Annotated in this window: 24 protein-coding genes; 7 read left to right on the plus strand and 17 right to left on the minus strand. The window is 51.7% G+C overall.

What is annotated here, in order from left to right:
* Positions 1-95: 95 nt before the first annotated feature.
* The 6 genes from MKZ24_RS27785 to MKZ24_RS27810 form a co-directional block, all read right to left on the minus strand.
* The gene (locus MKZ24_RS27785; RefSeq protein WP_445324202.1) at positions 96-1,100 is read right to left on the minus strand and encodes a CapA family protein; all 1,005 of its coding nucleotides are present in this window, start codon (positions 1,098-1,100) and stop codon (positions 96-98) included.
* A gap of 59 nt (positions 1,101-1,159) precedes the next feature.
* The gene (locus MKZ24_RS27790) at positions 1,160-1,627 is read right to left on the minus strand and encodes a YfbM family protein (protein WP_042234509.1); all 468 of its coding nucleotides are present in this window, start codon (positions 1,625-1,627) and stop codon (positions 1,160-1,162) included.
* 100 nt (positions 1,628-1,727) lie between these two features.
* A complete protein-coding gene (locus MKZ24_RS27795; RefSeq protein ID WP_039307858.1) occupies positions 1,728-2,387 on the minus strand; it encodes a class I SAM-dependent methyltransferase in 660 nt (219 codons plus the stop codon).
* Between the two features lie 253 nt (positions 2,388-2,640).
* Positions 2,641-3,963, minus strand: coding sequence for a collagen-like protein (locus MKZ24_RS27800; RefSeq protein ID WP_340788807.1), 1,323 nt, complete (start codon positions 3,961-3,963; stop codon positions 2,641-2,643).
* Positions 3,964-4,304: 341 nt separating this feature from the next.
* Positions 4,305-5,327 carry an SDR family oxidoreductase gene (locus MKZ24_RS27805; protein ID WP_042234503.1) on the minus strand — a complete coding sequence of 341 codons (1,023 nt, stop codon included), beginning with the start codon at positions 5,325-5,327 and terminating at the stop codon, positions 4,305-4,307.
* A 17-nt stretch (positions 5,328-5,344) separates the two neighbouring features.
* Positions 5,345-6,283: an aldo/keto reductase family protein gene (locus tag MKZ24_RS27810; protein ID WP_340788813.1), complete on the minus strand. Its 939-nt coding sequence runs from the start codon at positions 6,281-6,283 to the stop codon at positions 5,345-5,347.
* 168 nt (positions 6,284-6,451) lie between these two features.
* Here MKZ24_RS27810 and MKZ24_RS27815 point away from each other — a divergent pair, with 168 nt between their 5' ends.
* The 3 genes from MKZ24_RS27815 (at position 6,452) to MKZ24_RS27825 (ending at position 9,065) form a co-directional block, all read left to right on the plus strand.
* Positions 6,452-6,796, plus strand: coding sequence for a winged helix-turn-helix transcriptional regulator (locus tag MKZ24_RS27815; RefSeq protein WP_042234497.1), 345 nt, complete (start codon positions 6,452-6,454; stop codon positions 6,794-6,796).
* A gap of 415 nt (positions 6,797-7,211) precedes the next feature.
* Positions 7,212-7,547 carry an ArsR/SmtB family transcription factor gene (locus tag MKZ24_RS27820; protein WP_042234493.1) on the plus strand — a complete coding sequence of 112 codons (336 nt, stop codon included), beginning with the start codon at positions 7,212-7,214 and terminating at the stop codon, positions 7,545-7,547.
* Positions 7,548-7,589: 42 nt separating this feature from the next.
* The gene (locus MKZ24_RS27825) at positions 7,590-9,065 is read left to right on the plus strand and encodes an MDR family MFS transporter (RefSeq protein WP_340788817.1); all 1,476 of its coding nucleotides are present in this window, start codon (positions 7,590-7,592) and stop codon (positions 9,063-9,065) included.
* A 189-nt stretch (positions 9,066-9,254) separates the two neighbouring features.
* Here the strand turns inward: MKZ24_RS27825 and MKZ24_RS27830 are convergent, their stop codons facing one another.
* Complete coding sequence (locus tag MKZ24_RS27830) at positions 9,255-9,854, minus strand: TetR/AcrR family transcriptional regulator (RefSeq protein ID WP_042234487.1); 600 nt, start codon at positions 9,852-9,854, stop codon at positions 9,255-9,257.
* Positions 9,855-9,971: 117 nt separating this feature from the next.
* On the opposite strand from MKZ24_RS27830, the gene MKZ24_RS27835 reads away from it, so the two are divergent.
* Entirely contained in the window at positions 9,972-10,520 is a 549-nt protein-coding gene (locus tag MKZ24_RS27835) for a hypothetical protein (RefSeq protein ID WP_042234485.1), read from the plus strand.
* 158 nt (positions 10,521-10,678) lie between these two features.
* On the opposite strand, the gene MKZ24_RS27840 is transcribed toward MKZ24_RS27835, so the two are convergent.
* Entirely contained in the window at positions 10,679-11,284 is a 606-nt protein-coding gene (locus MKZ24_RS27840) for a DUF1349 domain-containing protein (protein WP_042234483.1), read from the minus strand.
* A gap of 188 nt (positions 11,285-11,472) precedes the next feature.
* Between MKZ24_RS27840 and MKZ24_RS27845 the strand changes: the two genes are divergently transcribed.
* The 3 genes from MKZ24_RS27845 (at position 11,473) to MKZ24_RS27855 (ending at position 12,994) form a co-directional block, all read left to right on the plus strand.
* Positions 11,473-11,838 carry a MerR family transcriptional regulator gene (locus MKZ24_RS27845; protein WP_042234481.1) on the plus strand — a complete coding sequence of 122 codons (366 nt, stop codon included), beginning with the start codon at positions 11,473-11,475 and terminating at the stop codon, positions 11,836-11,838.
* Positions 11,839-11,856: 18 nt separating this feature from the next.
* Positions 11,857-12,618, plus strand: coding sequence for an SDR family oxidoreductase (locus MKZ24_RS27850; protein WP_042234479.1), 762 nt, complete (start codon positions 11,857-11,859; stop codon positions 12,616-12,618).
* Between the two features lie 163 nt (positions 12,619-12,781).
* Positions 12,782-12,994 (plus strand): hypothetical protein, encoded by a 213-nt coding sequence (locus MKZ24_RS27855; RefSeq protein WP_042211670.1) that lies wholly within the window; start codon positions 12,782-12,784, stop codon positions 12,992-12,994.
* Positions 12,995-13,072: 78 nt separating this feature from the next.
* On the opposite strand, the gene MKZ24_RS27860 is transcribed toward MKZ24_RS27855, so the two are convergent.
* The 9 genes from MKZ24_RS27860 to MKZ24_RS27900 all read right to left on the minus strand — a co-directional run bounded on the left by MKZ24_RS27860 (position 13,073) and on the right by MKZ24_RS27900 (position 21,895).
* Positions 13,073-13,891 carry a serine/threonine protein kinase gene (locus tag MKZ24_RS27860; RefSeq protein ID WP_042242033.1) on the minus strand — a complete coding sequence of 273 codons (819 nt, stop codon included), beginning with the start codon at positions 13,889-13,891 and terminating at the stop codon, positions 13,073-13,075.
* A 382-nt stretch (positions 13,892-14,273) separates the two neighbouring features.
* Positions 14,274-14,843, minus strand: coding sequence for a manganese catalase family protein (locus tag MKZ24_RS27865; RefSeq protein ID WP_039306375.1), 570 nt, complete (start codon positions 14,841-14,843; stop codon positions 14,274-14,276).
* 47 nt (positions 14,844-14,890) lie between these two features.
* On the minus strand, positions 14,891-15,157 hold the full coding sequence (locus tag MKZ24_RS27870; RefSeq protein WP_042234476.1) for a spore coat protein CotJB: 267 nt from the start codon (positions 15,155-15,157) through the stop codon (positions 14,891-14,893).
* A 3-nt stretch (positions 15,158-15,160) separates the two neighbouring features.
* Positions 15,161-15,376 (minus strand): spore coat associated protein CotJA, encoded by a 216-nt coding sequence (locus MKZ24_RS27875; RefSeq protein ID WP_042135306.1) that lies wholly within the window; start codon positions 15,374-15,376, stop codon positions 15,161-15,163.
* A gap of 196 nt (positions 15,377-15,572) precedes the next feature.
* Positions 15,573-16,931, minus strand: a complete 1,359-nt coding sequence (locus MKZ24_RS27880) for a hemolysin family protein (RefSeq protein WP_042234473.1) — start codon at positions 16,929-16,931, stop codon at positions 15,573-15,575.
* 18 nt (positions 16,932-16,949) lie between these two features.
* On the minus strand, positions 16,950-18,089 hold the full coding sequence (gene yfkAB / locus MKZ24_RS27885; RefSeq protein ID WP_042234471.1) for a radical SAM/CxCxxxxC motif protein YfkAB: 1,140 nt from the start codon (positions 18,087-18,089) through the stop codon (positions 16,950-16,952).
* Between the two features lie 209 nt (positions 18,090-18,298).
* Entirely contained in the window at positions 18,299-19,402 is a 1,104-nt protein-coding gene (locus tag MKZ24_RS27890) for an HD-GYP domain-containing protein (RefSeq protein WP_042234469.1), read from the minus strand.
* Positions 19,403-19,553: 151 nt separating this feature from the next.
* Complete coding sequence (locus MKZ24_RS27895) at positions 19,554-20,381, minus strand: undecaprenyl-diphosphate phosphatase (protein ID WP_042234467.1); 828 nt, start codon at positions 20,379-20,381, stop codon at positions 19,554-19,556.
* A 74-nt stretch (positions 20,382-20,455) separates the two neighbouring features.
* Positions 20,456-21,895, minus strand: coding sequence for a bifunctional metallophosphatase/5'-nucleotidase (locus tag MKZ24_RS27900; RefSeq protein ID WP_340788837.1), 1,440 nt, complete (start codon positions 21,893-21,895; stop codon positions 20,456-20,458).
* Between the last annotated feature and the right edge of the window lie 20 nt (positions 21,896-21,915).

The following is a 21,915-nucleotide window of genomic DNA, read 5'->3' on the forward strand; positions in this document are numbered from 1 at the left end:
AAAATGAATATGACCTGGCTCCAATGCAAATAGCCCGGAGAAGAAAAGTCTGCTTCTCCGGGCTATTCAGTATATCCTCAGCACTCCCTGTTGCTTCAGAGCTTCTCGCTGACCGCTCCGCCCGCTGTGATCTTCGCATTGAAGGAGAGCTCATTCAGCAGCTTGTAGGTCTCTTTGTTATAGGCTTCACCCATGAAATTGGGCTGCCCGCCAATGATTTTGACTGGAGTAATACTGCTCGTCACCCCGGAATTGCTGATCGTGAAGTTGACCAGCATCGAATGCAGCGTCTTGTCCCCGCCCCGTGTAGAGCGGTTGAACACAAAATTGCCCAGCGAATAGTAGATCGGCTTATGCTTGTAATATTCGATCCCCATCAGACAATGGCTATGCGCCCCGAGGATAATATCGGCCCCGCTGTCGATCATCTGTTTCGCCAGAGTCCGGGCGTACTGTTCAGGGTAGTCCTTGAACTCCTCATTCCAGTGAATATAGACAATGGTATAATCGTTGTCCTTGGCTGATTGCTTAATCGCACTCAGCAGAGGCTCCGCTGTATAGGCGGAAGCCGCACCCGGACTGTTCTTGCCTGCATACCAGGAAGGATCAGACAATACCCGGCTTACACCCAGCATGGCGATCCGCTTGCCTTTGACCGTCTTGGTGTAAGGTTTAAAAGCCTGTTGTATGTTCGCGCCTGCCCCTGTGTGTCCGATCTTATTTCTGTCCAGATGAATCAGCGTGTCGAGCATGGCGGTTTGTCCATAATCCAGAATATGATTATTCGCCAGGGATACTCCGTCAATTCCTGCGTAGCTCAGTCCTGCCAATGCTGCCGGCTTAGAGCGGAAGGCGAACATTTTCTCGGCGGCATCTCCCCGCACGGAGACCGGTGTCTCCAGATTGGCAAAAGCCAGATCGGCCTTCTGCAGCACTGGCGCTACTTTGACGAACGGGAAATTGACCCCGTATTTGGCAATCTGCTCGCCGACAAAACCGTCCAGCAGAATGTCTCCGGCAAAAGCAAGCTGAATCTTGTCCTGCGGAGCAGCCCCTTTGGCACTAAGACCCGCAGCCGGTACTAATAGGAGCAGAATCATTATTATAATGGCATATCTGCGCAAGTTCTCTGGCTCCTTTTCTACAAATTCAAATGAGGTTATGAGATATAAAATACTACATACGCTTGATCAGCGCTTGCGGTCCGGTAGAACTCTTTCATAGCCGTGAAATACGTATACATATAGTCAAAAAACTCTTCCGGTTCATCATCATCCACCAGCGGGTATACCCCTTCGTCCAGCATCTGCCGGAATTGATACTGTTCCCGCATAAACGCCTCTTCTATTCCCTCCAGGGCAGCAGCGGTTTCTGTCACCTGTTCCGGCTCCAGCACAAATACCTCGGCATCGGAATAGTGTCCGGCATAATATTGGCCATTCATTGGCACAACCGCCCCAAGTGCTGAACCTTCCTCCGTGCCCCCGCCGCTTAGTGTATAATGCAGCGCCTGCCAGGCCTTATCGATATCCAGCTTCGGTTCGATTCCGTGCAGACTGATCTCTTCATCCCGGATGGCCTGAAGCAGTTCCGCAGTTACAGTGATGTAGTTACCAATCATCCCCATGAAGTTGTCTCCTTCTCTCTTCCGTCTTGAGCCTATTCTACTATACCGGAAGGAAACAACCAAATGATGGGGATTATACCTCTACCGTTCTATGCTAGTACTAACCCTGCGCCTTCTTGAGCACCGCCCGGAAACAGTTCAGGCCGCCCCACTGATCGGTATGCACCGCATCTGCCGGAAGATTGAAATCTGTCTCGCCCCAATACTGAAACCCGGCCTGGAGCAGAATCTCATTCATCCGCGGCAGGTTCACGGTCGGATAATCAAAGGTCAGCACGAGCAGACCTTCTCCATTAAGAGTTCTGTGAAATTCCCGCACCGCAAGCACCGAATCCTGCACCGACAGATGCTCCAGTACCGAGATGCAAAAAATCGTATCAAAGCTCTCATCCTCATACGGCAGTGCGGTAAGATCCGCCTGGGTCAGATGCAGCCGGTTTGTTCTTCTGGCCTGCACCTGCTGGGCTGCCAATTCTCCGATATCATCGGCAATATCCTGCATAATCGCTTCCCGTGACAGAATCCGGGCATCAATATCACAGGCGAAGACCTCTGCACTATAGCCGGCAAGGTAGAATTTAAGCGGGTGGGATATTCCGCAGGCGGCATCCAGCACCACATCATGCGGTGAAATAAAGTTGGTGCACCATTCGTATTCATAGGGACGGCTCCACCAGGATTCCGGCAAATCATAAATCAGCTTCTCACGGCGGGCATCAGTATTCACAAAAAAACGGGAGACATATGGATGTGTCGGCATAACCAGGACTCCTTTTATGAGGGGATTTCGGTAGTGAGAGTATATTCACGAATCCGTATTTCATGCTATACCTGAATGATAAGCTGACACCGGCATGGATCGAACTCTGAATCTACGGGATAAGGAGCAGATGTAGATATCTCTTCATACAAAGCAGGTGCTGTCCTTATACGGGCAGCACCTGCTTCATCAGTAATGGATAGTCCTGCAATGCTTGCTTAAGTCCTCCTTCTCCCTTTAGTATTCAAATCAGCTAGATGTCACTGGAGAGATATACCTGATACGCAGCGTTATTTGCTACATTCCTATTTAAAAATAAAGAAATGGCATCATCTCTGACCACCGGACTGCCAGGAATATTGCTGACCCAAGTAACAGTAGCAGCTGCTGGTGTGTACACCGAATTATTTGAAACAAAAACCTGATGTGATCCTACGTCTGAAGAGAGGCTTGTAAAAATTAGAGTTCCGGTAATTGTGGCGGTTAGCGTAAGTGTTATAGTTGCCAATACATCCCCTGGAGCCGGTACAACAGCAGTATTAATCACATTTTTACTTATTTGATAAACATAATTTCCTGCTGGAAGGTTGTTTACATCAATGCTTGATGCAAATGCCACAACATTGCCTGTGGAACCTGTTACAACATATGGCAATGTCTCAGATTCCGGCCCCGGCGATCCCAGAAATAATTGAAACCCTGGATTTGTCCCTTGAAACAGAATCAACTTTGTTGATGTCGTTGACACAGGGCCTGTCGCTCCCGTTGCCCCTGTCGCTCCCGCTGCTCCGGCCGCTCCTGCTGTGCCTGTCGCTCCCGTTGCCCCTGTCGCTCCCGCTGCTCCGGCCGCTCCCGCCGTGCCTGTCGCTCCCGTTGCCCCTGTCGCTCCCGCTGCTCCGGCCGCTCCCGCCGTGCCTGTCGCTCCCGTTGCCCCTGTCGCTCCTGCTGCTCCGGCCGCTCCCGCCGTGCCTGTCGCTCCCGTTGCCCCTGTTGCTCCCGCTGCCCCGGCCGCTCCTGCTGTGCCTGTCGCTCCCGTTGCCCCTGTCGCTCCTGCTGCTCCGGCCGCTCCCGCCGTGCCTGTCGCTCCCGTTGCCCCTGTCGCTCCTGCTGCTCCGGCCGCTCCCGCCGTGCCTGTCGCTCCCGTTGCCCCTGTCGCTCCCGCTGCTCCGGCCGCTCCCGCCGTGCCTGTCGCTCCCGTTGCCCCTGTCGCTCCCGCTGCTCCGGCCGCTCCCGCCGTGCCTGTCGCTCCCGTTGCCCCTGTCGCTCCCGCTGCCCCGGCCGCTCCCGCCGTGCCTGTCACTCCCGTTGCCCCTGTCGCTCCCGCTGCTCCGGCCGCTCCCGCCGGACCGGTTGGCCCCGTTACTCCCGTTGCTCCGCGTTCACCACCGGAGGGACCGGTAGCTCCTGTTGCACCAACCCTACCCGCTGGACCGGTAGCCCCCGTTACTCCTGTTCTCCCGGCAGCTCCCGGTGCTCCTGTTATACCCGCTGGACCAGGTTGGCCTGGCGGTCCCAGCAGAGAGTTCACAATAATCTTCGGCTGGGGACAAGTCAGCTTTACAATTTTTTTACGCACCACTACTCTTCTCTTGCAGTGTTCCTGTTGCTGGTCATTTACCCGAACTTTACGTTTTTTTGAATTGCCTGTTTATTTTCATTTCCATTTCCCTCATTACAAGCTCCTTTTGACTTCAATGTTTCCACCTCCGCCCTCCCATAATATGTATTTTCAGAAATACAGTATGGGCTACTATACTGGAACCATAACTTTTTTTACAGTTTTCTACCTTCCGCATTATTCCTAACGGATTGAGATATCAATTATTCGTTGACCTTTCTCCCGCTGCTCCCGCAATTGCAACACAAACAGGCGCCCTCCCATTAAGGCGGCACCTGTCTCTGCAAGCCATTCATATTTTAAGCATAGTAGGTGAGCAACTTCGGGTCCACCCCGTGCTTGGCAATTAACCCGTCCAGCATCTTGGACCAATCCTGATCCACCGTGCATAATTCAGGATGAGCTTCGAACCAGGCGACCGAGCGCTTCACCCCTTCGGCGAAGGGAGTGGTAGCTTCGTAATCAGGAACAAAGCGTTTAATCTTGCTGTTGTCGAACACACTGCTCACAGCCTGATCACCAATCAGCCCGTCCGCCGTCCCCGGCGGTGTGTTCGCGGCGATGAAGTCGGTTGAGATATGCACAACCTTCGGTTCTCTGCCTGCGGCCTCGCCGATAGCAGCATAGATCTGATTCCAGTTCAGCACTTCGTCAGAGGTAATATGAATCGCTTCCCCGATCGCCTCCGGATGACCCAGCAGCCCGACGAACCCTTTGGCAAAATCGGAATTATGCGTCAGCGTCCATAGGGAAGTGCCGTCACCGTGAATGACGAGTGGCTGGCCTTTGCGGATGCGTTCCACCAGCGACCATGGATTACTCCAACTGGTCAGTGCCGCCGGAATGGCCGTGTCTCCATAGGTATGGGATGGACGGACAATCGTAACCGGGAAGCCGCTGTTCTGATACGCCTCCAGCAGCAGCTGTTCAGAGGCAATCTTGTCCCTGGAGTACTGCCAGTACGGATTCACCAGCGGCGTTTCCTCAGTAATGAGATAATTCCGCTGCGGCTTCTGATAAGCGGAAGCGGAGCTGATATAGATGTACTGCTTTGTTTTCCCGGTAAATAAGGCAATATCCGTCTGTACATGCTCCGGTGTGAAGGCAATCCAGTCCACCACCACATCGAATTCGTAATCCTTGAGCGCCTCGGCCGACTTCTCCTTATCGCGGATATCCCCCTGAATCACCTGCGCGCCTTGCGGTACCAAGCTGCTCCGCTCACCACGGTTGAACAGATAAAGTTCTATTCCCCGTTCCACTGCCAGCCGGGATACGGCCTGGCTGATGAGTCCCGTACCTCCGATAAATAGAACCTTCATTCTGCATCCTTCCTCTCTTAGCCGATTATTTCTTCAATCCGTGTCAATACATCCTCAGGGAGCTCAATGCCCGAAGCCTTCACATTCTCTTCCACCTGTTCCGGACGGCTGGCGCCGACCAGGGCACTGGCTACATTAGGCTGACGCAGAATCCAGGCCAGCGCCAGATTACCTACAGAAATATCCAGCTCAGCGGCAATCGTGCCCATCTCCTGAACCTTGGCGATTCTTTCCGCCGTAATTCCTTTACGCATCCATTCGAGCTTAGCGGCCCGGCTATCCTCTGGAATATCGGAGACCGAGCTGTATTTGCCGGTCAGCAGCCCCTGGGCCAGCGGCGAGAATACGACTTGTCCGATCCCTTTGCGTAGGCCAAGCGGAATAATCTCTTTCTCGATATAACGTTCGAACATATTGTAGATCGGCTGGTTGACCACAATATGATCCAGCAGATACCGGTCGGCAACCGCAAGGGCCTCGGCCATCTGCGCCGCCGTCCATTCACTTACGCCTACATAGAGCACCTTGCCCTGCCGGACCAGATCATCCAGCGCCCGCAGCGTTTCTTCAATGGGCGTTTCCGGATCATACCGGTGGCAATACAGCAGATCCACATATTCAGCACCCAGCCGTTTCAGACTGGCATGACATTGCTCGGTAATATGCTTGCGGGACAGGCCGCGGTCATTGGGACCGTCACCCATTACGCCGTATACTTTGGTCGCCAGCACATAGGATTCGCGCGGATAGCTGCTCAAGGTAGCACCCAGCACTTTTTCCGCTGCTCCTTTTTCATAAACATTAGCCGTATCAAAAAAATTAATGCCCTGGGAGTAAGCGGTTTCAATGGCCTTGACGGCATTGTCCTGTTCAACATATCCTCCGTAGGTCAACCAGCTTCCCAGGCTGATCTCACTGACTTTAAGTCCGGTTCCACCTAATCTGCGGTATTTCATGAATCCCTTGCTCCTCTCTGAATCCGGCCTGTTAGCCGGTTGCTCCATACACATGTTCATTCTAGAACAGATTGTATATAATAGAAAGAAGTGAAAAATAGTTTATTATATGTCATCCAGTATAGTTGCTATACTCTGGTATAGTGCCATGGAACAGGAGGAAATCCCTTGAAAGCAGCCAATTCTGCCAGTAATTATATCCCGAAGAACCCCATATTAATTGAATGCAACATAGAAAAAACGCTGGAGGTACTAGCCGGAAAATGGGCTTTCCTGGTACTGAGAGAGCTGCAGGGCGGCACGAAACGCTTTGGTGAGCTGCAGCGCAATATCGGTGGGATCAGCCCGCGCGCGCTGACCAGCACCTTGAGACACCTCGAAGAGCATGGAGTACTGGAACGATGCGTGTACCCGACCGTTCCGGTGACAGTAGAATATACACTGACTCCCAAAGGTGCGGATCTGCATCAGATCCTCAAGGAAATGAAGCTGTGGTCTGCCAAATGGACCTGAGAACGCACAGCTTGCGGTCAAATCGTAGTTTGTGCCCGGGGAACCATCTGGTTGCGCTCCATGAGCGCCCACACTTGTTCTGCCAGCTCTGCTGCTGAATACGGGGTGGCCCGGGTATGTAAGACAACAGGAATAGCCTGATAAAGCCGCACTCAGCTAACTGAATGCGGCTTTATTGTACTCATGTCCGCAGCCTTCATTGTTGCGGTAATCCGCCTCCGGCCTTTCAATTTACAAATTGTGGGTCTCGACTTTCTTTCCCAATGTGGTGTTTGCACGGAGAGCGTGATACTCTGTATTCGTCAAAAGCATTAATCCATTCAACCACCCGGCAAGGAGATACTCCACTGGTACTCATACCAGTTTTGCTTCAAAGGTTCAAATGATTAAACCATCAAACGAATGAGGGGATGCTATGATTAACCAGGACTACGGCACACAGCTGGTGGGCGAATTCAAAAAGAATCAGAAGGTTCTTACTGCTATCGGCGATGAGACCCGGCAAGCCATTATTGTTACGCTGATGCAGGGCACACAAATGCCCGGGATGCGGGTAGGAGAAATTACAGAACGGACCAATCTGTCCCGGCCGGCCGTTTCCCACCATTTGCGGATTTTGAAGGAAGCAGAGATCATCAATGTCCGTAAAAAGGGGACGATGAATTATTACCATCTGGACTCCGGAAGCACGCTCAAACAGCTTAAACCATTGTTTGAACAACTGGAAAGCTTGCTGCTGCAGTGTGAATAAAGTATGCCACAACCCATGATCACATCCATTAGGAGGTTCAATATGTCAACAAAATCCGCAACAGATCTGCCCGGCGAAGATCCGCAGTCGTTCAAAAGGATTATTATACCGCTCATTACTCTTATACTCGGCTGCTTCATGGTGCTGCTGGATGGTTCGGCAGTTAATGTCGCCCTGCCCAAGCTGTCGGGAGCCTTTGGTGCATCCCTGTCCAGTCTGCAATGGGTGATTACCGCTTATGTGCTTGCCACTGCAGCGGTAATCCCCCTGGCCGGATGGCTGTCCGACAAATTCGGCGCCAAGCGAATTTTTCTGTACTCCATCGCCTTCTTCACCCTCGGGTCCATCCTCTGTGCCATGGCAGCGGACTCTGCCATGCTAATTCTCTTCCGCATCATTCAAGGGGCCGGCGGCGGAATGGTGATGCCGATTGCCTTCGCCTTCGTCTATAAGCTCTCCCCTCCGGACAAAGTGGGGGCCATTATGGGCATCCTGGGAATCCCCGTCCTGCTTGCTCCGGCTCTTGGTCCAATCATCGCCGGATGGCTGGTCGATTATGCCTCGTGGCAATGGATCTTCATCATTAACATCCCGGTTGGCCTTCTGGCCATTGGCATAGGCCTGCGTTTCCTTCCGGACATTCCGCGCGAGCCGGTCACTGACTTTGATCTATGGGGAATCGTACTGGCCCCGATTGCTTTTGCCGGCTTATCCTATGGTGTAAGCGAAGGAGCAAACGGATGGACTTCATTTAACACTGTGACTGGTTTATCAATTGGCATTATCGCTTTGGTGCTATTTATCTTGGTCGAGCTTCGCCACAAACAGCCTATTCTGGAACTGCGTGTGTTCAAATCTATGGACTTCACCAAAGGCATCGTAATCCAATGGATCTTCCAGATCGCACTGTTCGGCTCCATGTTCCTGGTTCCGGTCTTTTTGCAGCAGGCCCAGAATTACAGCGCTTTTGACACAGGAATCATCATGCTGCCGCAAGCGATAGCAGCTGCTGTAATTATTTCCATCAGCGGAACCTTATTTGACAAAGTCGGCGCCCGTCCGCTGGTCATTGCGGGTATGACGTTTGTCGCTGTCTCCGCATTCATCTTAACCAGGGTCACAGCTGCCGATGGCGTCTCCGTGCTGATTCTTCCCCTGGCCCTGCTTGGAGCAGGAATGGGACTGTCCCTGATGCCGCTGAACACCCATCTGATTCAAGCTTCTCCGCCTAAGCTGGTGGGCCGGGTCACCTCGCTTACCAACGCTGCCCAACAGGTGATGAGCTCCTTTGCCATAGCCGGCTTAATGACCGTCCTTACCCGCACAATGAAAGGTTTCATGCCGGGTGACGGCATTCCAACACTGGATACTTGGACCAAAGCCTTCTCCGGTACGTTTATGGTGCTCGTATATATCGCCTCTATTGGTCTTATTCTGGGATTCCTCCTGAAGAAACCTGCGGCTCTTGAGGAAGGCGACAGTGCAGCACACCTCGAAACCGGCAAAAGCTTCATGTAAGTGACTGTCCCAATTAATTAAGCCAGCATTCTACTTCAAGGCCAAGACCCGGCAGCAGCGGTACTGCCATGGCATCACCAGCCACTTCGCCGATAAAGAAAAAGCAAAACCACACCTTAGTTTAAGATGTGGTTTTGCCTGATTTAACAATAACGTCTCGAAAAATATAACTTCTAGCAATATAGTAAATTACTGAGGCTGTTCACTACAGCAGATGGAATCCAGATGAACGTTCAGCACCCGGATTATCCGCTGTTTGTCCAGGCGTTCAGGCTCCAGCATCGCATGCAGGGCCAGTCCGTCGACCACGGCATACAGCCGCTCAGCTTCACTGTCCTTATCCAGCTCCTGCCGAAGCAGCTCATGCTGGTCCAGATAATCAATCAACTGGATGACAAGCGGATAGATAGCATCGCTAAGCTCATCATTAGGCTCCCCGGCAGACTTGAGATGGAAGATAAATGCGAACCATACCTCCATCTCAGCCATGCTGCTGTCATCTATGGGAAGAAGCTCCAGCAGTACCCTCTTAACCTGCTCCTTGGGGGGAAGATCAAGATTCATAATATCCACGATCCGTGCAGTTACCCTTTCCTTCACCAGATTCATTGCAAACACCAGCAATTCGTGCTGTGTGGAGAAATAATGGCGCAGCGCCCCCAGAGATACCCCCGCCTCAGCAGCAATATTTCGCACAGTTGCCCCTTTGATTCCCTGATGGATAATGACACGCCAGGTCGCTTCCGCTATATTCGATTTCCGCTCTGAATGATCCACAATTTTTGGCATGTGCACATTGTAGCATAAGCAGAATACGAAACACAATTTAAATAATACAGTTGTATTGTTTAAAGTTCACTGCTATACTTCCGTTATTACCAAAAATAATCCAACAAGAGGTGTATTATGAATCTGGTAGCATGGGCGATTGTCGCCTGCGAAGTGTTGTTCTGGGTTGTCATCCTTGCCGGCTTTACGGCACGTTATATCTTCAAGCGCAACACGTTGGGACTGATTTTCCTTGCGCTGACTCCGGTGCTGGACATCATTCTGCTGATCATCTCCGGTGTGGATCTGGCCGGAGGAGCTTCCGCTACGACGGCGCATGCGCTTGCGGCTGTGTACATTTCAGTGTCCATTGTGTTCGGTAAAAGCATGATCGCCTGGGCGGATGAACGCTTCCGCTACTATGTCACCAAGCAAGGGGCGCGGCCGGTCAAACGGTACGGCATGGAGCATGCCCGGCATTATTTCAAGGGCTGGGTGAAGCATCTGCTCTCTTTTGTGCTCGCCGCAGGTATTCTCTACGGACTCATTGTGTGGATTGACGACCCCGCCCGCACGGAAGCGCTGCTAAGCATTCTGACGGTATGGTCTGTTGTAGTCGGGATTGATCTGATCATCACCGTTACCTATTTCATCTGGCCCAGACAGGTAAAGGGCAACGCACGCTGAAACATTTCCCATACCGTCATCACGGTTAATTCACGGTTAATTCACGGTTTATTCACGGTTTATTCACGGCTTATTCACGGTTTATTCACGGCTTATTCACGGCTTATTCACGGCTTATTCACGGCTTATTCACGGCTTATTCACGGCTTATTCACGGCTTATTCACCCGCTCTTATATTTTTGACCGTCCGGTTCTCCAGTGTGAAATTCCGGTAGATTCTCTCTCCGCCTTCGCCTGTTGGGGCTTGTGCCAATAGTCCAACCTTGATCGTTTCTTCCGCCGGAAGGTTAAAGAAGCGCATCATATCAAACCTTACACCATCTGTCGAATAATGAAAGGCGAAGGCATTCCCGGACCTTGCGGCCTGCAGCCATACCTCATTGCCATCAATATTACAGCCATTGGCATCATCCGAGGTCTGATTTGTTACTACACTGACCACGGCGTGGGTATTGAAATCTGTCAGCTCAAAGCAGGCCTTGGCCCAGACCGTCAGGTCCTGCATCACCATAATGGAAGAGGAATCGTAGGTATCCCGGAAGTCATGGCTAACCTTCACCCGCAGCACGAAATCACCGGACACTTCTGTATAGAAGAAGGGTGCATTCGTCAGACTTTCAGGGGTAAGCCCTTCTTCAGCTATGGCACCGTTGTTGCAGAAAAAGTCGCTGTTAGCAGTGGCTTCTAATATAATAGCATCATCCTCAAACCTGATGTTCCCCTCATTCATCCACTTGTACGCCGGAAAATCCGCTGCATTCATTCAATATTCCTCCCATTTTTGGATAAATCTTATTTATCGGAAACGCATTCTCTTAATATAGCAAAGATATAAATTTATCTCAAAAAGTATATTTCATTAGTGTAAAAATATATGTGTTGACTTAAACCATGGTTCAAGTCGTATCCTATTCCTGTCGACAACTAACCAACTGCCATGGAGGTCTCCAGATGAAATATGTTTCCATTAGCGAAGCTGCAGCCCAGTTAGGGATTCCGGAATCAACGATTCGTTATTATGAGAAAAAGGGTTTATTGCCACAGATGGAGCGTGATGAAGCCGGGAGGCGGATATTCTCGGAGAATCGTATTGCTTTCCTTAAGATCATTATTTATTTGAAAAATACGCATATGCCCATCTGCAGTATCCGGCAATATGTGGACTGGATGTTAGAAGGGGACAGCACGACTGAACTCCGGCTTAGAATGTTTCAGGAGCATAAGCAGGCTGTGCTGGCGGAAATTGCGCTCATGACAGAATCCTTGCAGGGCATCGACAAGAAAATCGTACGGTATACCAATTATTTATCAAAATAATGGAGAAGAGGTACCACAATGAAACTTTCAGGAAATACAATCCTTATTACAGGCGGAGGCTCGGGAATCGGGCTCGCTTTTGCCGAACGCTTCATCAATGGCGGGAATACAGTCATCAGTACCGGGCGGCGTGAACAGGTCCTGCAGGATGCCAAAGACAAGCTCCCCGGCCTGATTACCCGTGTAAGTGATTTGAATATAGAATCCGAGCGTACCGCCTTGTTCGACTGGGTAACTGCGAACTATCCGGAAATAAATGTATTAGTGAACAATGCCGGGACCCAGCAGCGCTTCAATGTACTCAAGGCAGATGCGAGAAACAACTGGGCTTATTTCAATCAAGAAATCACAACTAACCTTGAAGCCCCTCTTCATCTGGCGATGCTGTTCGCTCCATTATTCGCAGCACGGGAAGCGGCGGCTATCCTGAGCGTCACCTCCGGCCTAGCCTTCACACCGTTTGCCATTGGCCCGATCTATTCAGCGACGAAGGCGGCGCTTCATTCGTTCAGCATGAGTCTCAGACTCCAGCTCTCTGATACCTCTGTAGAAGTGATTGAGATTGCTCCTCCGGCGGTGAATACAGATCTCGGCGGAAGCGGGCTGCATGTCCACGGCGAACCGTTAGATGCGTTCACGGATGGAATCTTCCAGGGATTAGCCGAAGGACTGCAGGAGATCGGCTACGGCACTTCGGTGGACCGGCTGCGCATGTCACGGGATAAGATCGACGAATATGCTGACAATATGTATCAGGCAATGAAGAGTTATATTGAATAACATAATCATTGCGAGCATTACGCTTGGTATACAAACAACCCCGCCGCAAATGGACGGGGTTTAATTTTTATTGAAACCAGCCGCGTACGGAAGCCGTAGTACGGGTAACTAACGATTAAAGCCGCACTGCAATGGCTACTACAACCTTAGAGGAGGAAACAAGATGTTTAAGAAAATTCTTGGTAAAGTCCTGCACTCCGTGGAGCAGTCCAAACATGGCGGACACCGCAGGCATTCGAGCAGCAACAAAGGGAGGCCAGTATCCAGAAGGCATTCAAGCAGCAGCCACGGATACAAGCGGCATTCCTCTTCAGATGCCCGCCGCGGAGGAACCGGACATAAATACTATAAGAACCGTTACGGCAGTTCAAGCTGAAGCTGGCTTGATTTCTTCATACACAGTCAAAAGGCGCCTCTTAGCATTTGGCTGAGGGCACCTTTTTTTGAACAGATATCATCGCAGCAGACTCTTATACAATTCTCCGGCCTCACGCATAAATCCAGCTGTGTCCGGATAGGTCTCCTGCTCCCCAAGCAGCCGGGACAGTATCTGCAGCATTCCCGGCGATAGCTCCAGCTCTTCCCGCCAGCTCCGCTCCGCCCCTCCCCGTACTGGCACATAACCGGAATACAGCATGAACAGCATCAGTTGTCCTACATCGTACAAATCCGAGGCGATCACCGGCGGCCTACGTTCCGGCAGCTCTTTCTCCCTCGGCTTCAGCAGCCAGGGTACGGTATCCGCCTCTCCTATTTGTGCGGCCAATCCGAAATCAATTAAGTACAGATCTTCATTCTGGAGAATCACATTGGGAATCCGCAGATCGAGGTGAACGTATCCGCGCGAATGGACATGGGCAACCCGATCCATCAGTTTCAGCGTTGTGGCCAGACATTCCCGCTCACCATAGACGATCTGTTCATCAAAGATCAGATCCTCCAGCGTCTTCCCCGCAATATAATCGGTAACCAGCCAATTCGAGCCTTTATATTTGAAATAATCGCGGTATTTAAGAATATTAGGATGATCCATTGCCTGTAAAATAGCACCCTCCCTGGCAAGCAACGCCCGGCCAACCGCTTTCTTGCTGGGTCTGGACTGTTTAATCGCAAAGAGAGCGCCATTCCTTGAATCATAGCAGAGGTACGTCAGCCCGTAGCTGCCTTCTCCCAGCAAAGCCTCAATTGTATAATGCCCGCCAATCACAGCCCCTTCCGGGAAGGGATAATCCCGCCAGGCCCGGATGAATCCGCGCCACCGTTCAAATGCCATAACCATTATGCTCCCCTTTCCACTATCCGCATCCTGCACCAGATTGATCATCAGTAGCAGTATTATCTCACAGATGGCTGTATCTGGCACCGAGGCACGGCAGGTCAGCACAAAGGCAGGGCGTTAACTACAGAAAAAAGAGACTATCCAACCAGCCATTTCATAGCTTTTGGAACAGCCCCTAGTTATGTATCATAAATGTTGTACGTTTTACAGCTTTGCTTCCAAGTTGCCCTGGGGTTCGCGAGGATTCCTGTATGAAATACAACAATTATCCCGCATAGCCGCATAAACAAGCAGAAATCCTGCCTTTTGTACAACAATTTCCGGTTAGGCTCGAATCCATGAGCGAAATGTTGTATTTTGGGCAGGATTAAGCTCCTCAGAACACCTTCTTCTTATCCCGTTCCTCAATCAATATCTGCACAGACTCCTTAAATCTTAGCGCATGCACGATTTCCCGCTCCCGCAGGAACTTGAGGCTGTCCTGCAGATCCACATCATCCGTCATGTCGATCAGCCACTGGTATGTAGCCCGGGCCTTTTCTTCGGCGGCAATGTCCTCATACAGGTCAGCGAGCGGATCACCCTTGGCTTGGATGTAGGCGGCTGTCCACGGCACCCCTGCCGAGTTCTGGTAGAACAGCGCATGATCCCGCTGCGCGTAGTTCGGACCGAGTCCCGCCGCCTCAAGCTCACTGATCGAAGCGTCCTTGGTCAGTTTATAGATCATGGTGGCAATCATTTCCAAATGGGCAAATTCTTCAGTCGATATATCCGTTAATACGCCGATGACCTTATCGGGAATCGCATACCGCTGATTCATATACCGCAGTGCCGCCGCCAGTTCTCCATCTGCCCCGCCGTATTGCTCCATCAGATAACGCGCCATCCGCACATCGCATTTGCCGACACGCACCGGGTATTGCAGCTTTTTCTCATAAATCCACATTCGTGCACTTCCCCCTCCTTAGACTTATTCATTCCTCACCCGGGCCGCTAGACTTGCCAAGGCCAGGGACTCTGACTCCATTGCCACGGACATTTGGAATACGCGCGGCCGAAGTTCTGCAACGGGCCGTATAGCTCCTGGAACTGGCTCGCCAGCTTCGTTCGTTCGAAGGTCAGCTGATTAAATTGCTCAATGGCCTTCAGATCCTCAGGATGGGTATCCAGATACAGATTCAGCTCCACCAGTGCGAAATCGAGCACCTGCAGCTGCTCCAGCATTTCGTAATAGCGGGGTTCGCAAGGATTTGCTTCCATCGCCTACTTCCCTCCTTTGGACTTGGACTCATACGGGCTGAACAGCGCGGGCCATAGCGTTCCGTACTTCAGCGCTTCAGGCAGGGAGAACTGCGGCAGATTCGGGGGCTGGAAATTAATGAATTGGTTCGGCGGTACTACATACGTCTTGAACGGCACCGGCGGACAGGGATCAAACGGTCCCCTATACGGTGTCCATACACGTTCCTGGGAGTTCAATGTTTCATTCCTCCTCAAAGTTTGATGAGCTTCGTTTCATGGATGTCATATCTGATAGTTACCTTCATAACTAATTTATGACAGCTCTAAGGGATATCAGAACGCAATTGCAAAAAAACAGGGCACACCAGCAGCCATTAGCGGCTGCCAGTGTACCCTGTTACAATTTAACTCTTTATTTCAGCAATTGCCCTGCTTACTCTTTCTCTTCTTCCGTATCTTCTGCATCCTCTGCGGACTCCGGCGGATTCGCCCGGTGGATATTAATCCGGGTAATCCGCAGCCGGGTGGACTCCTCCACCTCGAAGGTGACGTCGCCGACCACTACCTGTTTGCCTTTGGACGGATTGCCCTCCAGCTCCTTGAACAGCCAGCCGCCAATCGAATCCACTTCTTCATCTTCGATGATGACACCTGTAAGATCATTCACGTCTTCGATCAGCATGCGGCCTTCAACGGAAATGTATTCGCCGTTGCGCTCCACACTGGGGCGTTCATCCTCAAACTCATCATGCAGATCGCCGACAATCTCCTCTAGGATCTCTTCAGCCGTCAGCAGTCCCGCAGTCCCGCCATATTCATCTACGACCAGGGTCAGTTGGGCTTTGTTCTTCTGCATCAGACGGAGCGCATGGCTAATCTCCATCGATTCCGGCACATTCAGAATCGGCCGGACCAGTGAAGCCAGGTCATTCTGCTGCTCCAGCGGTGCGAAGAGGAGATCTGTAATATGGATGAAGCCGATAATCCGGTCCTTATCCTCGAAGGCTACCGGATACCGGGAATGCTTCGTTTCTGTAATGATCCGCATATTGTCCTCCAGGGGGAGATTGCTGTACAGTACATCCATATCCGTACGCGGGAGCATGACTTCACGGGCCAACAGATCGGAGAATTCGAAGATATTGTCCATCAGCTTCATCTCGTCCTTGTCGATAACCCCGCTCTTCGCACTCTGATTCATCAGGATACGGATCTCCTCTTCCGAGTGGGCAGCTTCGGCTTCACTGGCCGGTTCAACCCCCACCAGCCTCAGCAGTGCATTAGCCGACGCATTCAGCACCCAGATGAAGGGGAGGAACACATTATAGAAGAACATCAGCGGAGCGGACAGCAGCAGCGCTGAGCCTTCAGTTTTTTGAATCGCCAGGGACTTCGGTGCAAGCTCACCCAGCACAATATGTAAGAAGGTAATAATCGAGAAACCGATAATCACAGATACCGTAGAGATCAGGGTCTGATCCGAAACGCCTAGCTGATACATCAGCGGTTCAACCAGCAGCTCAGAGATCGCCGGTTCTCCGACCCAGCCGAGTCCCAGCGAGGCGAGCGTAATCCCAAACTGGGTGGCAGACAGATATGAATCCAGTCTTTTATTGACCTTCAGCGCATACCCGGCCATTTTGTTCCCTTCGCTGACGAGCTGAGTCAGACGTGATTGTCTGACCTTTACCAGCGAAAACTCCGCCGCAACGAAGATTCCATTCAATAATACGAGCACCAGAACGAGCAAAAGATTAAGCAATAAGCTTCCTATGTCAAATTCCGTATGCACTATAATAACGCCCCATTTCTACAGAGTGATCGCTTTTCTTGTCTTGAAATCAACCTCAGGATAATACATATCGGCTACCAGAAGGTTGGGCCCGCAGCAGCCGGCGGCATCGCAGTGGCAATTCACTTTCTGATTCAGCGGATGCTTAGTCTGCCACTCGGTAAAAATGTCATCCAGCCTGGTGCTGCTGATATTGCCAAATGCAGAAATATCGGCGAAATCTGTTACGAATACATCGCCCGTAAATAAATTCACGTTCACCCGGTTTCTTCCGTCCGGGTCGTTGCGCAGGGTAACATTCTTCTCACTGCGCAGTCTGCGCAGCAGCTGCTGGTCTTCCTCGAGGAAGCTGCAGGCGAAGAACGGCAGTGTGCCGAACAGCATCCACATCTCAGGGTCACGGGCATCCAGCAAGGAATGTATGGCTGCATTCATCTCTCGAAGTGACAATACGGGCAGCTTCGAAGCAAAGCTGGAAGCATACATCGGATGCACCTCATGGCGTCTTGCCCCCATCTCCCCGATCAGCTTGTGGATCTCTGGAAGCTTGGTATGCGTACGGTAATTAATCATCGACTCCGCGGAGATCAGCATACCGTCATCGCTAAGCCGGCGGGAATTCTCCAGCATGGTGTCATACAGCCGGTAGGCAGCTTCCTTCGAGACCGGATGTCCGCTGTTCGCGAAGCCCACCTCATGAAAGTCATCCCCGTTAACATAGTTGAAAGAGATGTGCATGACATCGAGGTATGGAAGCAGCTGCTCATAACGGGAATACGGCATGGTAAGATTGGAGTTGATCTGAGAACGGATGCCCCGCTCACGTGCATACTTCAGCAGCGGGACGATGGTGTTCTCCACCGTTCCGGCACGGAACATCGGCTCCCCGCCGGTGATGCTGATGGTCTGCAGATGCTCTACCTCTTCCAGACGGCGCAGCATATTGGGGAGTGGCAGCAGCTCCCCTTCTTTCATAGTCAGGCTGTCTCCAACAGCGCAGTGCTCACAGCGCATGTTGCACAGATTGGTCACCGTCATCTCTACGCTGGTCAGCACATGCCGCCCGTGCTGGCGAAGAGAGGTAATCGGATCCCAGGGATCGTACTCCGGCGACAGCTCTTGTACAGGTATTGACGATGATGGCTCTAATATACTCATTTCTTGATGCTCCTTTAATGCTTATTCCTTATTATTAACCTAAAACAAATGAAAAAGAACGATAACTTACGCTATATCATACCACGACAAGTGAAAAACTGCGCATCTGCCGCTGATTTGCTGTAATTTCAAAAAAACAGCAAGGCAGAGAACACAGCTCCGCAGCCAAGCGGACGCCTGTATTCTTTCCTCGCTGCTAACAACGCCTATCAAGTGCTCTTCACTATAATTTCTCCGCCATCAGTCACATCTACAATGACTACAGAGAGGGCCTTGCCCAGATCATGCTCATATGGGGTGACCGGTTCCCCTTCCGGGCCGTTAAGCACGCGTACAACAGGTCTGTGCGGTATGCTGGGATCAATCTTGACCACAACACCGCTCTCGCCGGTGCTAAGCTTGACGGTAAGCCCCAGAGGGTAGATCGCCACACGGTCTCTGAAAATCTCCAGCTGCTTCTGCTCATACAACGTGCCGGAGCCGACATACAGCGCCTCGACCGCCTGATGCGGCAGCATGGCTTTTTTGTAGATCCGGTTGGAGGTCATCGCATCATAGGAATCCGCCACACCCAGCCACTTCGCATATTCATGAATCTGCGGACCGGTCAAACCGCGCGGGTAGCCGGAACCGTCGATCCGCTCATGATGCTGCAGTGCACAATGGGCCGCGAGCAGCGGGATATTCGGCTCTTCCTTAAGAATCCGGTAACCGATTTCGGTATGCGCCTGCATGTGCTTGAATTCATCTTCACTGAGCATCCCGGGCTTCTGAACAATTTTGACCGGAATCTGTGTCTTGCCGATATCATGCAGCAGCGAACCGAGTCCGATGACCCGCAGTTCTTCCTTGCTGTAGCCATGGGCAATGCCAAGCACCAGTGTGTAGAGGCATACGTTCAGGGAATGCACATACAGATAGTTGTCTGCGGTGTGCATATCCAGCAGCATAATCATCGGATCTTCCTGAGCCGACATATCGTCCAGTATGGAATCCATCACTTTGGAGAACTTCTTATCCAGATGATAGAAGCCTTTGGTAATTCCCGAAGCGCCGGACATTTGCTGAAATTGATTTCTGATTACCTTGAGCGCCTGATTTCGCGTCTCATCCTGCAGCATTCCGGGAATCACGACATCTTCCGTGACGGAATCCTCTATATAGATATAGCCGATATCGATCCTAGCGAGCCGCTTGATCAGGGCATCAGTAAGCTCTACTCCATCAGCGAGCAGAACCAGTCCTTCATCACTATAAATTTTTTTACCCAGCTTCATTCCCGCCTGAAGCCGATTCACGGATACTAAACGCACCTTGGCTCACTCCTGCCTTTAACGGTAAATTGCTATTCTGTTTCGGAATCCTTGAGTTAAACGCTGTGCCTATACCGTTACCTTGAGCGACCGGACAAGCGCATGTATGTAAGACTGCCTCTCTTGCCCGGTAATGCTAAGCCGGGTGAGCTTAACGCATAACAAACAGCCAGAAGACGGCCGCAAGTATGAACCGGTAGATCGCGAAATGGGTCGGTCTGATCTTCTGGATCAATCTCATAAACAGAACAACTACCACATAGGCCACCACGAAAGAAATCACGAAGCCAATGGCGAAATACCAGATGGTATCATTCGTGAAATTGCGGTAGGAATCCAGCAGTTCATAGCCCGAGGCTGCACACATAATCGGAATCGCGATGAGGAAGGAGAAATCCGCCGAAGCCTTGTAGCTGACCCCGCTGAGCATCCCCCCGGAGATCGTCGAACCGGAACGGGAGAACCCTGGCCAGAGCACGGAAATAATCTGATAGAGTCCGATCGCCAGCGCCTGCCCGTAGGACAGATCATCCAGCTCATGCGCGGTCACACGAATCTTGCGTTTGTTCACCCATTCCGCGATAATCATCAGAATCCCGCCGGCCACCAGTGCCCAGAGAACCGTAGATGCACCGAACAGGCCTTTGATGAAATCACGGGCGAAAAAGGCTACTGCGAGCGCAGGCACAATACCCAGCATCACATGAATCAGGTTCAGGCGTGATGCCGGCATAACTCCGCCTCTGCTTCTGCCGCTGCGGCCGATCCCCAGCAGATTCAGAATCCGCTGGCGGTAGACAATGGCAATGGCCAGAATGGCCCCAAGCTGAATGACAATCTCATACGTCTTCATAATGGAATCCTGCTCGTCAAACCCCAGCAGCTTCGTGGTAAGAATCATGTGTCCCGTTGATGATACCGGGATAAACTCAGTTATTCCTTCTACAATTGCCAGAATTATTGCTGTAATTGTATCCATATAATCCTCCTGATCTAGTCAATGAAATCTGATGCAGCTATGACTACTAATGTTTGTATGAATTGCGGGATGTATCAGGTGGTCAGACTCACCCAGCGGGCAACTTCGCTCTCATCGAGACTCCCCGGGCGCTGGAGCTCCATCCGCAGCAGATCGCGCAGGAAATGAGGCAGCAAATAGACAGGCTCCCGGCCATTCGCTATACTCTCATACCCGGTGCGGAATGTGAACATATCCAGTGTACCGACACTATACTCCCGTCCGTCTTCCAGCTTTTCTCCGCCGACAAAAATTGCAATACCGTTATCATACGGCATGACCCTTGGATCGTACAAGATTTTTAATCCGTCGACAGCCAGACTGCCCAGCATATTCCCCCGGAATCCATAGCCGTAGATTACCTTATTGCGGTATTCCTCCATTAGACTCTGTTCCAGCGCAGTGCGGATATCCTTGCCGGTAAGCTGCACAATGCACGGATTAATCGGGGAAGGGCATAGGGCATGCAGCATGCCTGCCGTAATATTACCCTCCGGCAGGGGGCCGAGCAGCTGCCCGGAATTGACAAGCGAGAAGGAGCTGCCCGTAAAGCGGCGGACAGCCTGTGCCAGCAGGTTGCCAAACGGTGATTCGCCCTGCAGGTCGAGCGGCAGCCCGCGGTCGCTGATGGCAACGGTCTCCTGCAGCACCTCACGGCCACGCTGCAGGTGAATTGCTGCCGCCGGAGCGATGATCTCTTCAGTCAGCGCGCCATTGACTGCGGTACATCCCCCTTCAGCCAGCCGGAAGGCTCCGCCCGGCTGTTCACGCTCAAATACCAGCCGTCCGAGATACCGGCCGAACTTACCGGCTCCGCATACGGCCGTGCCGTCTATCATCTGCGGCTTCTCCAGCATATGGTGGGTGTGCCCGCCAAGAATGGCATGTACCCCTTCCAGATTCTCTGCCAGCTTCTGATCCGCAGGCAGCCCCAGATGGGATAGAATGATCAGAATATCTACTTGAGGGGCTAGCAGCAGACACTGCTCGCGCAGCGCTTCTTCAGGGTCCAGCACATCCCAGCCCAGCAGGGAGTAGAAGGAAGTGAAGGCTGCCGTGGCACCGGTCAGCCCGATCTTAATCCCGTCTTTCTCCAGGATGGCATGACGCTGCATCCAGTGCGGAGGCTCCCCGGTTGCAGACTCCAGGAAGTTGCAGCACACCACAGGACACTGGATGCCGGTGAATATAGCCGAGAGCATCTCCTGTGAGAAGGTAAGGCCTTCGTTGTTGCCGATAGTTACAGCATCATATCCGGTCAGATTCATAATATCGATGTTAGCCTGCCCCATCGTGCCTTCCGTCTCTACAGCAGCCCTGTCCATATGGTCCCCGATATCCAGCAGCAGCACCGGACCTTCGCCTGCAGCAGCCTTCATTGCAGAAATCTCTGCCGCTACAGGACTCATCATTTCATAATGGCTATGTATGTCATTGGTATGAAGAATGGTTAATCTTTGCGGCTCAGGCTTCATAAGCTTGCTTCCCTCCCACT

Origin of the sequence: Paenibacillus sp. FSL R7-0297, from assembly GCF_038009025.1 — a bacterium.
GTDB lineage: Bacteria > Bacillota > Bacilli > Paenibacillales > Paenibacillaceae > Paenibacillus_AQ.

What these genes read in the sequence shown, in the direction of transcription:
- MKZ24_RS27845 (WP_042234481.1), top strand. Translation starts at nt 11,473, where the DNA reads ATGAAATATGTTTCCATTAGCGAAGCTGCAGCCCAGTTAGGGATTCCG.
- MKZ24_RS27825 (WP_340788817.1), top strand. Translation starts at nt 7,590, where the DNA reads ATGTCAACAAAATCCGCAACAGATCTGCCCGGCGAAGATCCGCAGTCG.
- MKZ24_RS27805 (WP_042234503.1), bottom strand. Translation starts at nt 5,327, where the DNA reads ATGAAGGTTCTATTTATCGGAGGTACGGGACTCATCAGCCAGGCCGTA.
- MKZ24_RS27895 (WP_042234467.1), bottom strand. Translation starts at nt 20,381, where the DNA reads ATGGATACAATTACAGCAATAATTCTGGCAATTGTAGAAGGAATAACT.
- MKZ24_RS27865 (WP_039306375.1), bottom strand. Translation starts at nt 14,843, where the DNA reads ATGTGGATTTATGAGAAAAAGCTGCAATACCCGGTGCGTGTCGGCAAA.
- MKZ24_RS27855 (WP_042211670.1), top strand. Translation starts at nt 12,782, where the DNA reads ATGTTTAAGAAAATTCTTGGTAAAGTCCTGCACTCCGTGGAGCAGTCC.
- MKZ24_RS27820 (WP_042234493.1), top strand. Translation starts at nt 7,212, where the DNA reads ATGATTAACCAGGACTACGGCACACAGCTGGTGGGCGAATTCAAAAAG.
- MKZ24_RS27850 (WP_042234479.1), top strand. Translation starts at nt 11,857, where the DNA reads ATGAAACTTTCAGGAAATACAATCCTTATTACAGGCGGAGGCTCGGGA.
- MKZ24_RS27830 (WP_042234487.1), bottom strand. Translation starts at nt 9,854, where the DNA reads ATGCCAAAAATTGTGGATCATTCAGAGCGGAAATCGAATATAGCGGAA.
- MKZ24_RS27900 (WP_340788837.1), bottom strand. Translation starts at nt 21,895, where the DNA reads ATGAAGCCTGAGCCGCAAAGATTAACCATTCTTCATACCAATGACATA.
- MKZ24_RS27860 (WP_042242033.1), bottom strand. Translation starts at nt 13,891, where the DNA reads ATGGCATTTGAACGGTGGCGCGGATTCATCCGGGCCTGGCGGGATTAT.
- MKZ24_RS27870 (WP_042234476.1), bottom strand. Translation starts at nt 15,157, where the DNA reads ATGGAAGCAAATCCTTGCGAACCCCGCTATTACGAAATGCTGGAGCAG.
- MKZ24_RS27840 (WP_042234483.1), bottom strand. Translation starts at nt 11,284, where the DNA reads ATGAATGCAGCGGATTTTCCGGCGTACAAGTGGATGAATGAGGGGAAC.
- MKZ24_RS27795 (WP_039307858.1), bottom strand. Translation starts at nt 2,387, where the DNA reads ATGCCGACACATCCATATGTCTCCCGTTTTTTTGTGAATACTGATGCC.
- MKZ24_RS27790 (WP_042234509.1), bottom strand. Translation starts at nt 1,627, where the DNA reads ATGGGGATGATTGGTAACTACATCACTGTAACTGCGGAACTGCTTCAG.
- MKZ24_RS27785 (WP_445324202.1), bottom strand. Translation starts at nt 1,100, where the DNA reads ATGATTCTGCTCCTATTAGTACCGGCTGCGGGTCTTAGTGCCAAAGGG.
- yfkAB (WP_042234471.1), bottom strand. Translation starts at nt 18,089, where the DNA reads ATGAGTATATTAGAGCCATCATCGTCAATACCTGTACAAGAGCTGTCG.
- MKZ24_RS27835 (WP_042234485.1), top strand. Translation starts at nt 9,972, where the DNA reads ATGAATCTGGTAGCATGGGCGATTGTCGCCTGCGAAGTGTTGTTCTGG.
- MKZ24_RS27810 (WP_340788813.1), bottom strand. Translation starts at nt 6,283, where the DNA reads ATGAAATACCGCAGATTAGGTGGAACCGGACTTAAAGTCAGTGAGATC.